Genomic DNA, 13,840 nt, shown 5'->3' on the forward strand with positions numbered 1-13,840 from the left:
TTTTACGCTTATGGAGTCGCTGGCTGTGCCCTTTACTTTTTCGCGCATTGATTGCACCAAACTATAAAATAATGGCGCTTTACATCAATTCGATTAGCTCGTAAGCTAAACTGAAACAGGTCAGAGGAGTTGGCATGATTAATTTTGAAACACAACAGGCTATCGCCTTCGTTACATTATCCCGAAAAGATAAGCAAAATGCGTTGAATTTTGTCATGTTCAAACAGCTGACAAGTGTGATTAAAAAAATTAAAAAAGATCCGACTATCCGCGCAGTCGTTATTCAAGGTGATGGTGAGAATTTTTGTGCCGGGCTGGATGTTGCTGCCGTTATGAAAAGTCCCATAAATATTGCCAAGTTACTCTTTAAATGGTTGCCGGGTAACTGTAACTTAGCGCAGCAAGTAGTGCTGGGCTGGCAATCACTAAGTGTGCCGGTATTCGCAGTCGTCCAAGGTAATTGCTTTGGCGGCGGACTGCAAATAGCCATTGGCGCAGATTATCGGATTGTTCACCCAGATGCTAAATTGGCTATTATGGAAGCGCGCTGGGGACTATGCCCTGATATGGGTGCTAATGTTGTACTGCCAGGTTTACTAAAACATGACGATGCCATGTGGCTTGCCAGCCATGCAGATCCTATAAGTGCCGATAAAGCCCTGCAATTAGGGTTAATAACCGAAATAAATGCGGATCCAAAACAACGCTGTTTAGCAATGATCAATACCTTATTAGCTCGCTCACCGGATACATTAGCGGCAATCAAACGCGTTACCCAACAAAGTTTTAACACTCCAAGAAGACAAATTTTAGCCAAAGAAACCATTAGCCAAATTCGTCTGCTTATTAACAGCAATACAAAAAAGGCCATTGCAAAAGCCAAAGGCGCCGACAACATTGAGTATCAAAATAGTAAACGTTGGTAACAAATTCATTTTCTATCAATGCTAAGCAATAAGTCGCATAGTTTTCAACAAGCAAATATGCTGAAGTATAATACGACCTGTAATGAGTAAATAATCAATGGCTCCCCGAACCCCAGTGCTAAAAAAAATCTTTCCTTATTTGCTCAGCTGCTGTTTGATTTTGGGTTGTTTGGCGATAGCAAAAATAATCATGCACTGGCTACAAGGCAGCTTTCCAGCCCCCTTATTAGCAATGCTAATGCTACTTACGTTACTTTTAACAAACGTAGTTAAAGAGCATCACTTAACTCCCTGTGCTAAGCCATTATTAAATGTCATGCCGCTTTTTTTCATCCCTGCTGGAGTCGGCTTTATTGAACACCTTGAGATCATCACCCTGCAATGGCAATTTCTCAGTGCAGTTTTCATTTTGGTGCCATTGACCAGCTTACTGCTTATCGCAACGGTGATCAGTGTATTTAAAGGTAGGGTTGAACATGATTGATCTATGGTGGTTAAGTATTCCTGTAATTATCACGCTGTTTTTAGGGCTAAGAAAGCTCAATACAACCATTAACAACCCTTTATTAAAAGCGCTGACTAATCCCGTTTTTATTACTATTACGCTTATAGCCATATTACTAGTGAGTTTTTCACTGCCCTACTCGCAATTTGCCAGTCATAGCCAACTATTAAGCTATTTACTAGAGCCTGCCATTGTTGCGCTTGCTTTACCTCTCTATCAACAATTTGTGCATATACGAAGAAATCTCCTACTGATTGTTGGCTGCTGTAGTTTGGGCATAATCAATGCCACTGTGGTTGCAACCTTACTCAGTGCCGCCTTTAATGTGTCTGCACAATTAGCGGCTTCTGTTGCCGCTTTATCAGTTACGACTCCCATTACTCTATTAGTCACCGATTCACTCGGAGGCATTGCGTCGCTGGCAGCTGCAATGGTGATTTTTATCGGCTTATTAGGTGCTTTGTTTGCACTACTTATTCTTCGTCAGGTGGGTATTTATAACCATCAAGCACAAGGTGTTGCGATTGGTACTGCATTTCATGCAATAGGCACCGCCGCCGCACTAGTTGAGCATCCACGTATTGGTGCATTTGCTTCAGTGGCAATGGCACTGAGCGCATTACTTACCGCTTTAATCGTACCATTACTTTATCCTTTTTTAAGTCAAGCTCTGCTATGATGAAATAGTTTAACCACTTTATTTATGGATAATAGATGATCAGTACAGAAATCCAACAAGTTGAAAAATACTACACCATGATCAGTGAATACCTCGTTAAGTACAGCATGCAATTAGTTGGCGCATTGTTGATCTTGATTTTTGGTTTGTGGGTGGCACAAAAAATATCTAAGATGGTTGCTGCTTTAATGGCGCGTAATAATATTGATATTACTCTCACTAATTTTGTCAGTAATGTAGTGAAAGTATTGTTTATCGTTATGTTTATTATTATTGCGCTGGGTAAAATTGGCATAAGTGTCACACCTTTTGTCGCTGCAATTGGTGCTGCTTCTCTTGGTGCTGGTTTAGCATTGCAAGGGATGTTATCAAATTATGGCGCTGGCTTGGCTATCATTGCCACCCGACCTTTTATTGTTGGTGACACGATTGAAGTTAAAAATGTCAGCGGTCAAGTAAAAACCATTGAGTTAGGCTACACCATTTTGATCAATGAAGAAAAAGTCGAAATTACTATTCCTAACAAACACATCGTTGGCGAAATACTGCATAACTCGTTTAATTATTCATTAGTAAAAGGTGAAATTGATATTGCCTATAATGCCAGTGCTGAGCATGCTATAGCGCTTATAGAAAACGTATTGAAAGACCATGAGTTAGTCGCAAATGAACCGCTATCACAAGTTGGCATTGAACGGTTTGCTGAAAGTGGAGTAACTATTAGTTACCGCTATTGGGTGCCGACGACGAAAATAATTGAAACCAAGCTAGCCGTAAACGGTGGCGTATATAATGCGATTCAAAGTGCGGATATTGAAATTCCATTCCCACAACGAATTGTCACAATTAACCAACAAAGTATTGATAGCTAAGCTAGCAATACTGCAAATAAAGGGAGTTAATTGCTCCCTTTATTTATACTAAACCAGCTTAACTTTATTAAAACTTATAACGTACATTCGCTGTTACTGTTCGGCGTGACCATAGAAGCAATCTCCACGTGATAAACATGAAGTGATCACAGTTTTATCTGTAATGTTTTGTGCTTTGCCAACTGCTATATCATGCTTAGGGTCACATCAGCTCAACATGAAAGCGATGCCCTAACACGTCATTTAAAAACTAAAAATTAAAAATCAAAACCAATAAAAACAGATAGATAAAATAAAAACCATTGAATTAAAGGAAACCTAAGTCGCCTTACTCTCACTGCAGAAGTCTTTCTTTTGTCACGACTTTGTCATAAAAGTTATTTAGCTTGCATCGCATTACATGGCTAACTTAGGACTTTACTCGTGCCAACACTTAAACCACTTGCTTATGCACTAAATGTATTAACACTCACAGTAACATTAGGCGCTTGCAGCAGCCAAGATGTTAATTCCACTCAACCAAATCAAACTACGCTAAAGCTTAACAGCGCACCATTTTGGCAACAAAATAATATTCAAGGCTCGCAAGCTGCTTGGCTTGCTGATGATGCATGGTTACTCGCCAGTGAAAGCCAAGGCTTAATTGTAGTAGAGCAAAATAAACAACATAGTGAAGTACTTAAAACGGGTAACTTTGAAACTCTATCAGTGCGTACTATTGGCGATAATCGCTTTTTAGTGACCAGTATTGATAACGAACGCGATCTGGTGGCCGTTTTCATCCTTACTAACAGTAACGGCAGCTGGCAACTAACGGAGCACGCACCGATTGTCGCACCGCAAGCAAAACCGGAAGCTGTATGCCTATTTAACAATCACAGTACGGGCAGTATTTCGGCTTTTGTTGCTGATGCTCGCGGCTTAATGCGCGAAACCTTAATTTATAACTTGGCCACAGAGCAAACCACTAACATTGCGGTTCGAGAATTTGCTGTTGTAAATGAAGCTGCGGGTTGTGCAGTTAATGATGTAAGCCAACAATTATTTATCAGTGAAGAAGAACTTGGTATTTGGCAAATGAACGCCAATGCTGAATCTTCAGCGAGTAAACACCCCCTTAGTATGGTTGCTCCTTTTGGTGAACTGGCCAGCGGTATTGGCCCATTAACTACCAGCACTGATGGCAGTCTCTGGTTTACTAGCAGCAGCAATAACACCCTATACCGATATAATCCAGAGCAAGGTATACAACAAAAGTGGCGTGTCTCTGGGGATCTCAGTATTGGTTCTGTGGTAATTAATAATAACGCCACTACTGCTCAAGCCATTATCTATGACGATGAAAGTGGCGCATACCGCAGCAGTCAGTTAACTTTAGACCCTCTCACCAGCACTGCAAAAACCAACACCACCACTGCAAAAACAGCACATGTGTATGCAAACGTGCAAACAACACCTGTTGCAGCATTTGGTGATGCCGCAGACGATCCAGCTATCTGGGTACATCCAACTGATGCTGCTAAAAGCTTGATCATAGGCACTGATAAACGTCGCGGACTGATGATCTATAACTTAGCTGGAGAGCAAATTCAAAGCCTTGAAGTGGGCAGGGTTAACAATGTTGACGTTCGTCAAAGTAGCAATATCAACAATCCTACTCACACTCTAATTGCAGCCAGTAACCGCAGTGAAAATAGCATTAGTTTGTTCACTGTCGACATACAAAACAACGTACACCACCTAGGTAGCGTGGCTACCAATTTAAGTGAGATTTATGGCTTATGCATGTATTCATCAAAATCAGGTGACTATGTATTTGTGAATGATAAATCAGGGTTATATCAGCAATATAAAATAACCAACCAACAGCAACAAGTCTCAGGCAAACTGGTGCGCGAATTTAACCTACCGAGCCAACCAGAAGGTTGCAGTAGTGACGATAAAAACGGCGAACTGTTTGCTGGTGAGGAAGATGCAGGTATTTGGTTTATTAATGCTGAACCAGATGCAAAGCAACAGCCGGTATTGCTGCAATCAATTGATGGCATGCTAGTTGATGATGTTGAAGGCATGGAGATTTATCATGGTAAAGACGAGCGCTTACTAGTGGTATCTAGCCAAGGTGATGATAGTTATGTCGTGTATCGCATAAATAAAGGAGAGCATCACCCTACACTTGAATTTGCGAGTAAGTTTAATATTCTCGCCAATTTGAATCTAGGCATTGATGGTGTATCTGAGACCGACGGATTAACTGTCACAGCTAAATCACTACCAGGTTATCCTGCAGGAGTGTTAATAGTGCAAGATGGCTACAATCGTATGCCACAGCAGCCACAAAATTTTAAAGTGGTGGATTGGCGTCAAGTACATTCACTTATCCATGGCGACGCTAAATAAACCAAAAAATTATAGCCGCTCTAGGGCGGCTATAATATGGTTGTTAACCACCAAATAGCTAACACCAGCACCGTCAAACCAAGCATTGCTTTGGTTTTATGTTTTGTAATAATTCGCTCAGCTTGATTACCAGCAAAATACACCGCCAGTGCCAGACCAAAATACCGAATTGAGCGGGCAATAGTCGTCGCAATTAAGAACATTATTAATGAATATTTGGTCGCACCCGCTGCAAGCATAGCTATTTGAAAAGGGATTGGCACTATCCCCAACATAATAACAAACCAAAAACCTTGCTGCTGCATTTGTTGTTTTACGTGTTCAAACTGCTCTGGATTTGAAAAAGTATTGATCACCCAATCGCCAACCGCATCAAATAAGTAATAGCCAAGCGCGTAACCAAACAGAGCCCCAATAATACAGCCTAAAGTCGCCATTAAGGCGATTAACCAAAGCTTTTCACGCCGCGCTTGCATTAGCGGCACCAACACGGCTTCAAGTGGAACAGGTACTATGGTTGATTCTAAAAAAGACGCAACTGTGATACTCACCAACATGTGTTTTGAATCAATGAGCTGTCGTGTTTTTTGCTTTAGGCGCTGCATAAAAGCCATCATGTTACCTTAGTATTAGTCAATAAATTGCTATGATTGCAAGCTCAATACCAGCCTTACATAATTGAGATGTGCATTGTTTTATAAATGTTTTTTGAATATAAATTGGCTGAAACAGGCAAATAAACTTAACTAATTATGTAAAAACCCCAATTAATGAGGTTAATAAACTTTAGTCGTCCTCTGGTGCTTGTGCTGCTTTTATTCGCTCTTGGTTTTCTTGCATTTGTTCAAATGCAGCTTTAATTTCATCAAGTACTGAATCAACATCAGCCTCAGCATGGTTATCTGCAACCTCACCGTAAAGAACTGTTTCTGCTGTTAACTCACCCGCTTGATACAAAGCCCACATTTCTTCACCAAAACGCGTATCGAGTATTTCTGGTGCATACTGCCCATAATACAAGCGCATATTACGTACATCACGTAAAAACATTTCTTGGGCATTGTTATTCGCCGCCGCATTTACTGCCTGCGGTAAATCAATCACCACCGGACCGTAGCTATCTACTAACACATTAAATTCAGACAAATCACCATGCACAATACCCGCACATAGCATTAAGCGAATGTAATGAACCATAGTAACGTGATCTTCAATTGCCTGCTCAGCAGTTAAACTCACATCATTTAAACGTGGCGCTACATCACCATCATTATCGGTGACTAAATCCATGATCAGTACACCATCATAACAACCATGTGGCTGTGGTACTTTTACGCCAACCCGAGAAAGCGTGAAAAGCGCATCTACTTCCGCATTTTGCCACACGTTTTCTTGTTCTTTACGGCCAAACTTAGAGCCTTTTTCCATCGCACGACCGCGACGACTATTGCGTACTTTACGTCCTTCTTGGTATTTTACTGCTTGTTTAAAACTTCGGTGTTGTACATCTTTGTACACTTTCGCACAGCGAATATGCTCACCACAGCGAACCACATACACCGAGGCTTCTTTTCCACTCATTAATTGGCTGATGACTTCATCAACGATACCGTCTTCTATTAACGGTAAAATCTGTTTTGGCGTTTTCATGACACTCTTATACCGTACTTAGGCATACCTTGTAATCTTCTCGCAAACTATTTTATCTGACAGACCCTTACGTTAAAGCAAAAGCAGACGAAAACCAATGCTAATAAGCGTACAATTGGCCTTATCAAGCATGTTAAAGCACAAAAAACTTGACTAAATCAGCTAAATCCACAAACTGCAAAGTTAACTGCCCAAATTATACTTACTTTATATGAATTCAGAAATATGCTATCGCTTTCAATCTGGTCAAATCGCTAATCGTTTTTTAAACGAATTAAAGCATTGGCCTGTCGCCCAGGTAAAAACAAAACTTCTCAATGGTGGTTCTGACGTTAAAGTAAATTATCAATTTGATAGCACGGGATTTGATTACACTTGCGCAGAACTTGATGAATTAGCCGCAAAACATGCCGGTGAAGAAGTAAACTAAGTGTATTATTTTTGCACGCTATTAAACATACAGCAATATACATTTTGAGTTCTCTCAGCTATGCCATTAGAAACTTAAATCAATAACTTCAGTTAAGACAAATCACGACTCTATGACTAAATTTTTTCTCCTAAAATACATCGCTTTTTTTAGTGGATGTGTCGCTTGTTTTACCCTTCATACACAATTTGCAGTGCCTGCGGTTATTGCATCTTGCCTAACCGGACTTATTGGCAGTTTTATTCCTTTTCCAAAACAATATGCAAACCATCCTTACGCAGCGGTTTATGCAGGTAGTTTTGCTGGAATGTGCTCACAGGGGTTGATTAATACCTATTGGGAATTAGCGATTATTTCATTGATTGGGGCTATTTTATATGTACTGACGACTAAAGTGTTTACTGGCTTTGGCGGTAAGTTAGGGGGCATTGCCTTCGTTAGCGTTGCTTTGTTTATATTAGCTAAAGGACTCGCAGCATGAGTTTATCATCAGTAATACTTACTTTACTTGGCGCGTTTTTAACCTTTTATTTAGCTAAGCATAACCGCCTAGATGCGATTAGAGCGTCAGCTATTTTGGCGATACTCGCTTACCTTATTTTGCTTTCCAGCGAGCTCAACGCAGATCTATATAGCAGTATTTTTTTTGGTGGCACATTTATTGGCATGAGCGCACCAAAACGCTTTGGGATTTACACGCTGTTTTCTGCCAGTGTTATTTTTTCGATTTTGTTTGACAATTTAGCCCCTTACTTTAATAATTTTGGCGGAGCTTTGGGCATAAGTGCATTTTTGTCAATATGCGTCTGCCAAATAGCGATTGTACTAGGCGCTCCTCGCAGTAAAAAGCGCCACTAATTGAGATGCGCTTTGTGGCAATTAAACAGCAATAACATCACGTAAACACAGCGCAAAGAGGAAATACACAGCAAGCCCAGTGCGCCAAGCGTTGCAAATCCACTGAAATTGTTTGTTATACGTACGGTTTGAACTTCTTTGTCATCCCTTGACAGGCAGGAGATACAAGCTTGTAGCCTAATTTTTCGTAAAATGCTGGTTCATCCGCGATCATTGAAATATAAGAACCTTCCAAAGCAACTGATGACAAATAGTTACCTATATATTCCATTACCGTCCTCCCTAGTCCTTTACCTTGATATTTGGGGTCAACTGCAACATCCACGACTTCAAAGTTACACCCACCGTCACCAACTACACGCCCCATTGCAATTAAAGCCTCACCATCTCGTACGGAGATTCCATACAGGCTATTTGGCAACGCAATTGCAGCTGCTTTTAGAGACTTTGGTGATAAGCCTGCTTTCACACGCATTTCACAAAATTCCATTGGGTTAGGGACGTTTTCTTCATATGTAATTTTCACGCTATACTCCTTTTTATTTAGCTCCGTAGAAGAAATCTTCGTAGATCACTTTCTTGCCGCATGACATGCAAAATATAAACTTTATCACTATCAACTTTATAGAAAATACGGCAGGGATTAACATTAACTTCGCGATAATTTAAGTTAACTAACTCCTGTGGCCTCTTGTCAGATTCAGGGGGACTTTCTAACCTTGATATTTTATCGAATACTTTTTGAACTAACTTTTTAGCCGCAGGAATATTACTTAAAGCAATGTATTCTGCTATATCATTTAAATCATCAAGTGTTGGTGATGTCCATATTACTTCAGCCATTTGCTCATTTTATCTTTTGCATCTTGATTTGAAAATGTATTTCCATTTTTAATTGCTTGTTCACCGCGTGCTACACCTTCAAGAATAGCCATTCGCTGTTGCATAAATTCATAATCATCGACATCAACTAAATAAGCCGATGGTTGCCCATGTTCAGTAATTAATACGGGTTCTTTGGAAATATGGAGATCAGCCAAAATTTTAGTAGCGTGACGTTTAAGCGTCGTAACAAGTTCAACTCTCATGATAAGACCGATTTAGAATTAAATAATGTATCACTATAGTATCACGTAAACTCAAGGTTATAACAACAAGAGAGCCTCTATATGTGTTTGCCGTAAGCTACTTGCTTAACAGCCACATCGACAGACGAAGTAAACGAATTTGTTTATTGATTTAGAATTGACCGTCAATGTATAAAAACGGTCAAAAAAAACACTAGTGCCTATTGACAGAGTTAAGGCTCATATGTGTTAGAAGTAATCTACACCAAACCTTTCTTGAATAAAATCATTTGGGAATACAGTAGCTTCTGAGTTTATAAGTTTAATGCTTTTATTTAATTCACCAAAAAGCGGAAGACCTTTACCTAAAATGATTGGTGCTTTGGTAATTGTCATTTCATTGATGAGTTGAAGATTTATAAAAGCCGTAATTGTTGTTCCGCCATCAATGTAAGCATGTTTATAACCGTCACTTTCTAGTTGATTTATTAACTTTGTAATATCACCAGAATACATTTCAACTTTGCCACGTAAATTTTCAGGTGGCTCTTTCATTGAGTTACTTAATACATAAATTTTAGTTTCACCATAAGGCCATTGCTCTGGAGTTAAGTTGAAACTAGAAATAGCATCCATGCACTTTCGCCCCATAATCATACAATCAACTGAGGCGATAAAGTCATTAAATCCCATATCAGGGTTATTACCCATATCCGCTTCTGAATTTCCAGCTGTATGCAACCAGTCAACACCACCTTCATGTGTTGCTATATAACCATCGGCACTCGTTGCAATATATACGGAACACTTCATAGTTTATTTAACTCCAAGATTAAGATTACTTATAACACCATGCTCAGCTACGGCTAGCTTTGCACCGGAATTTCGCCGCTCTACCCCTTTCTATTTAATGGAGGTAGCTCAAGATATGATTAATAGTACTGCTGTAAGAACACCTTCTCAGTTATCTTATTGTTTGAAGTTTGATATACCTTTATGCAAATAGCACCATAACTATCTAAAGCGTGACTATATACAGACCAGAACTTATTGGCATCTTGCTCAGCATAGTATCTACTCCAAACATCGTGCTTCGTTTCGCCTATGTAGAGAATATCACTCACGCCTTTTAATCTTGGTATAGGCAGTTCTGTTTTCAGAATGTAGACAATTCCTGCCACACCCTTTGTTTCTACCATTGCAGACCTGTATTGAACAATAAATTCTTCTTTTTCTTTTGCGTTGACTTTTACCGAGCCAGTAAACTCCTGATTTACGTGATCGCATTTAAATTTAATGCTCATGAAGTTTACCTGCATCATTGCTACCGAATGGATACTAGTCTGTAGAATAACCCGTTTTAATTTTTTATTGTTGGTTTAACCTTAACCGAGCTCCTATTTTGATTCAATCGGTTACTTCTCATTCTCTGCTCTTTGTGTAAAAGATCTTTAATTGAATGATTCACAAAGAGATTAAGAGGCGCTGCGCTTTAGAAGGCAATAAGTAAATGCCTGACATATTAAACACACAGATTATCTCACATTACGCCCCCTACAATTGGAACAGCCCTACTTTTAACCATTGCCAGCTTTTCAATACCGTGTTCTGGGGTCCATCGTTTAAACTCAACAAAGCCATGTTTTTTATATAACTTAATAGCGGGTTCGTTTACTACGGCGGTCTCGACGAGGGCAGTTGTTATAGCTGCACAAATAACGCACTCACTTAGCGCATAGTGAATTAACTTATCGGCAATGCCTTTCCTAAAATGGTCAGGGTCAACCGTTAAGCTATTAATTTCTAATTGCTCGTTGGTGATTGCCAGCTCAATAACCCCCGCGAGCTGCGTATCGTCATAAAATCCATAAAAAAGCGTTTGCGAACTTTGTATATCAGTAACAGTACGCAATAAAGGTGGGAAATTAAGCGTACCTATTAACTCCGATTCTATTTTGTAAGAACGTTGAAAAGTGGTGTAAATATGCTTTGCGAGTGCCTTATTTGTATTGTCTAACTTTGCGAACATTGTTTGAAATTCCTTGTTTGTAATACCCTGTAATATGTATTTTTTGGTAGTCGCTCTACACTTTCTTCGATTAATGAATGCCCGCACAATGGCGTGCAGCGGCGTGCAGCACTTTATAAAAGGAAGAAGAAAATGTCTGATGAAAGCTTATATCTAGTTAAATTACAATTTCAATCTGGTGTTGTTGGTGGTGGCTCAATGGAGATTCAGTTTGCTGTAGATCCAAAAACAGACGCACTAAATGGCCGCGCGAATGGTCATATTCAAGAAGGCACACAACATTCACCACAATTCACATCCAGCGCTTCGGGGCATATGCACGCAACTGGCTATAATGATGTTACTAAAGTTGGTGCGCTTACAGGTCAAGCCGTGGTGTCTTTTCCGCCTCCAGCAATTGGTAGCTATCTATCACCTTTTACCGCAAGCTTTGCTGTAGATAACCAATGGAATGGTAAAGGCAGCTTTTCAGTGGGTGATAACACCTACCAATGTAAAGTGAGCTTAATTGACTAAATAGGTCATAGTTAGCTTTATATTAAGCGGCGAGCAAGCGTCGCTTAATTCCCTTGAAAGCATCCATTTTAGCTGCCCCAATGCTCACCTAGCTGTTAATAAATAACGCCTAAAAAAATTACGCTTAATATCAACTCATGTTTTAGCCGCTCTGTTACTGAGTAATGTGCTTTGTCATAACCAGTACCTCAACACCTCGATTATTAACCTGCTCGATTGGCTGCCAACCAAGTTGTTTATAAAGGCCACCATCTAATTTTTCAGTCTGTAAGTGAATATCAGTAACGCCTAGTGAAACCGCAACAGATTCAAGGTGATTAACTAATGCAGAAGCCACTCCTTTACTTCGGTATTTAGTATCAATATACCCCCCGCCTAACCAATGCTCTTTATCGGGATAAATAGTCATTTCATGGTAACGTAAATGTGCAACACCCAACACATCTTCGCCCTCAACGGCCATTATAACAAGCGGAATACTATCGCGGTTTAAGTAATCATTTAGCTTATTATTAAACAACTCTACAGATGAGCCTTCAACCAAGTGTCCCCACTGCTGAAAGTACCACTTTGCTATAACGGGCTGCATGTGAGCCTTATCTGTAAGAAATATAAAATCCAACCAAACGCACTCCTTTGCAAATTTCAAATATTGAGTTAACAACAGCTTCCAACTTTAATTGAGGAAGCCCTATGCAAAATCAACCAACCCTAACGTTCACTCAGTGCTATTTTACCTGCTAAACCAATTAGCAATACCCCTGACACTCCTTCCAATATTCGCGTGTATCTACCTGCATTAGGTCGATTAAACAACCAACTTCCAACAGTTGCATACAGCACATTACAAAGCGTTGCTAACACACTGAAAATTAATCCTAAAACCAGTAATTGCGATGCTGCTGAGCCAGTGGATGTATTTATAAATTGCGGAAGAAATGAGAGAAAGAACAAAGCAACTTTAGGGTTCAAAACACTGACCACAACACCCTGCATAAAAATATTTCCTTTCGTATCCTTACTTTCACTAACGACTACCTGACTATTCCCTTTGTACATGGAAATAAGTGCTTGAACACCTAAATAAGCTAAATAAAGAGCACCAAGCCATTTAACGATACTAAAAGCCAAAGCTGAACTTAAAATAATGGCTGATAACCCCACACAAGCCGCTAATGTATGAAAAAAGTAACCAACACCTAAGCCAAGCGCAGCTTTCATACCACTGACCATCTTACCTTTCATGGTATTTGATACGATATAGATAACATCAGGCCCCGGTATTAAATTGATAGTCAGACAAGCAATAACAAATAACATCATTGAATTAAATTCCATTAACTTTCTCCATTTCTACTATTAAAGCTTTATATTAGGGTTTTATACACATTGCTAGCTTTGCAATGTAGTGGTTAATTGTCCATTTTCTATACTCAACACAGCCATATTTTTAAAACCATAAAAGTGTTGTTGAGCTTTTTATATTATTAACTTTACATGATAAACAACGAGAATTAAACGAACCTACAAAAGGTACATTTAATTTATTTGGAAGTACATTGCTAAATACTGTTTATTTGCAGCGTTTTATTACAGGCATAAAAAAACCCCGACCAATTTGGTCAGGGTTATTAAAAGTGGTACCAGCGGCCGGACTTGAACCGGCATGCCTTGCGGCAGGGGATTTTGAAGACAACCTGTTTACAATATAGTCTTTAAATTACATAATGTTAGGTATATAAAATAAAATACCATACCAAACCTCATACCAACAAGGCGAATTGACGTGGTTTAATGGATTCGACTACCCCAGTTAAGACATAATAAGCTTAACTGGAGAACAGAAATGACAAAACGTAAAAAATATACCAAAGAATTTAAACTTGATGCAATTTCTTTAGTCAGAGA

At 39.4% G+C, this 13,840-nt stretch carries 19 protein-coding genes; 9 read left to right on the forward strand and 10 right to left on the reverse strand.

Going from position 1 to position 13,840, the window contains the following annotated elements:
• Positions 1-134 precede the first annotated feature (134 nt).
• From HHO47_RS15035 to HHO47_RS19660, 5 genes are all read left to right on the forward strand, one after another.
• Positions 135-926 carry a crotonase/enoyl-CoA hydratase family protein gene (locus HHO47_RS15035; RefSeq protein ID WP_169021033.1) on the forward strand — a complete coding sequence of 264 codons (792 nt, stop codon included), beginning with the start codon at positions 135-137 and terminating at the stop codon, positions 924-926.
• Positions 927-1,023: 97 nt separating this feature from the next.
• A complete protein-coding gene (locus HHO47_RS15040) occupies positions 1,024-1,410 on the forward strand; it encodes a CidA/LrgA family protein (RefSeq protein WP_169021034.1) in 387 nt (128 codons plus the stop codon).
• Positions 1,403-2,110, forward strand: coding sequence for an LrgB family protein (locus HHO47_RS15045; RefSeq protein WP_169021035.1), 708 nt, complete (start codon positions 1,403-1,405; stop codon positions 2,108-2,110). The genes HHO47_RS15040 and HHO47_RS15045 overlap by 8 nt, the downstream gene beginning before the upstream one ends.
• Positions 2,111-2,145: 35 nt before the next feature.
• The gene (locus HHO47_RS15050; RefSeq protein WP_169021036.1) at positions 2,146-2,982 is read left to right on the forward strand and encodes a mechanosensitive ion channel family protein; all 837 of its coding nucleotides are present in this window, start codon (positions 2,146-2,148) and stop codon (positions 2,980-2,982) included.
• A 423-nt stretch (positions 2,983-3,405) separates the two neighbouring features.
• A complete protein-coding gene (locus HHO47_RS19660; RefSeq protein WP_169021037.1) occupies positions 3,406-5,382 on the forward strand; it encodes a phytase in 1,977 nt (658 codons plus the stop codon).
• A 29-nt stretch (positions 5,383-5,411) separates the two neighbouring features.
• On the opposite strand, the gene HHO47_RS15060 is transcribed toward HHO47_RS19660, so the two are convergent.
• Both HHO47_RS15060 and HHO47_RS15065 read right to left on the reverse strand, forming a co-directional pair.
• Positions 5,412-5,996, reverse strand: a complete 585-nt coding sequence (locus tag HHO47_RS15060; protein WP_169021053.1) for a YqaA family protein — start codon at positions 5,994-5,996, stop codon at positions 5,412-5,414.
• A 172-nt stretch (positions 5,997-6,168) separates the two neighbouring features.
• Positions 6,169-7,032: a PA4780 family RIO1-like protein kinase gene (locus tag HHO47_RS15065; protein WP_169021038.1), complete on the reverse strand. Its 864-nt coding sequence runs from the start codon at positions 7,030-7,032 to the stop codon at positions 6,169-6,171.
• 211 nt (positions 7,033-7,243) lie between these two features.
• Here HHO47_RS15065 and HHO47_RS15070 point away from each other — a divergent pair, with 211 nt between their 5' ends.
• From HHO47_RS15070 to HHO47_RS15080, 3 genes are all read left to right on the forward strand, one after another.
• A complete protein-coding gene (locus HHO47_RS15070) occupies positions 7,244-7,462 on the forward strand; it encodes a hypothetical protein (protein WP_169021039.1) in 219 nt (72 codons plus the stop codon).
• A 112-nt stretch (positions 7,463-7,574) separates the two neighbouring features.
• The gene (locus tag HHO47_RS15075; RefSeq protein ID WP_169021040.1) at positions 7,575-7,943 is read left to right on the forward strand and encodes a hypothetical protein; all 369 of its coding nucleotides are present in this window, start codon (positions 7,575-7,577) and stop codon (positions 7,941-7,943) included.
• Positions 7,940-8,320 carry a hypothetical protein gene (locus HHO47_RS15080; protein WP_169021041.1) on the forward strand — a complete coding sequence of 127 codons (381 nt, stop codon included), beginning with the start codon at positions 7,940-7,942 and terminating at the stop codon, positions 8,318-8,320. Before HHO47_RS15075 ends, HHO47_RS15080 begins: the two co-directional genes overlap by 4 nt.
• A 115-nt stretch (positions 8,321-8,435) precedes the next feature.
• Here the strand turns inward: HHO47_RS15080 and HHO47_RS15085 are convergent, their stop codons facing one another.
• The 6 genes from HHO47_RS15085 to HHO47_RS15110 all read right to left on the reverse strand — a co-directional run bounded on the left by HHO47_RS15085 (position 8,436) and on the right by HHO47_RS15110 (position 11,416).
• Positions 8,436-8,795 carry a GNAT family N-acetyltransferase gene (locus tag HHO47_RS15085; protein ID WP_211183738.1) on the reverse strand — a complete coding sequence of 120 codons (360 nt, stop codon included), beginning with the start codon at positions 8,793-8,795 and terminating at the stop codon, positions 8,436-8,438.
• 68 nt (positions 8,796-8,863) lie between these two features.
• A complete protein-coding gene (locus tag HHO47_RS15090; RefSeq protein ID WP_169021043.1) occupies positions 8,864-9,163 on the reverse strand; it encodes a type II toxin-antitoxin system RelE/ParE family toxin in 300 nt (99 codons plus the stop codon).
• Complete coding sequence (locus HHO47_RS15095) at positions 9,151-9,408, reverse strand: type II toxin-antitoxin system Phd/YefM family antitoxin (RefSeq protein WP_169021044.1); 258 nt, start codon at positions 9,406-9,408, stop codon at positions 9,151-9,153. The genes HHO47_RS15090 and HHO47_RS15095 overlap by 13 nt, the downstream gene beginning before the upstream one ends.
• 228 nt (positions 9,409-9,636) lie before the next feature.
• Entirely contained in the window at positions 9,637-10,200 is a 564-nt protein-coding gene (locus tag HHO47_RS15100; RefSeq protein WP_169021045.1) for a dihydrofolate reductase family protein, read from the reverse strand.
• Positions 10,201-10,319: 119 nt separating this feature from the next.
• Entirely contained in the window at positions 10,320-10,691 is a 372-nt protein-coding gene (locus HHO47_RS15105) for a hypothetical protein (protein WP_169021046.1), read from the reverse strand.
• A gap of 236 nt (positions 10,692-10,927) precedes the next feature.
• Positions 10,928-11,416: a GNAT family N-acetyltransferase gene (locus HHO47_RS15110; protein WP_169021047.1), complete on the reverse strand. Its 489-nt coding sequence runs from the start codon at positions 11,414-11,416 to the stop codon at positions 10,928-10,930.
• Positions 11,417-11,548: 132 nt separating this feature from the next.
• Between HHO47_RS15110 and HHO47_RS15115 the strand changes: the two genes are divergently transcribed.
• Entirely contained in the window at positions 11,549-11,932 is a 384-nt protein-coding gene (locus HHO47_RS15115; RefSeq protein WP_169021048.1) for a DUF1842 domain-containing protein, read from the forward strand.
• A gap of 154 nt (positions 11,933-12,086) precedes the next feature.
• Here HHO47_RS15115 and HHO47_RS15120 read toward each other — a convergent pair whose 3' ends face one another.
• Entirely contained in the window at positions 12,087-12,554 is a 468-nt protein-coding gene (locus HHO47_RS15120) for a GNAT family N-acetyltransferase (protein WP_169021049.1), read from the reverse strand.
• 89 nt (positions 12,555-12,643) lie between these two features.
• Positions 12,644-13,270 carry a LysE family translocator gene (locus HHO47_RS15125; protein WP_169021050.1) on the reverse strand — a complete coding sequence of 209 codons (627 nt, stop codon included), beginning with the start codon at positions 13,268-13,270 and terminating at the stop codon, positions 12,644-12,646.
• Positions 13,271-13,840: the final 570 nt, after the last annotated feature.

It is taken from the genome of Pseudoalteromonas arctica (assembly GCF_012927645.1).
Classification (GTDB): domain Bacteria; phylum Pseudomonadota; class Gammaproteobacteria; order Enterobacterales; family Alteromonadaceae; genus Pseudoalteromonas; species Pseudoalteromonas arctica_A.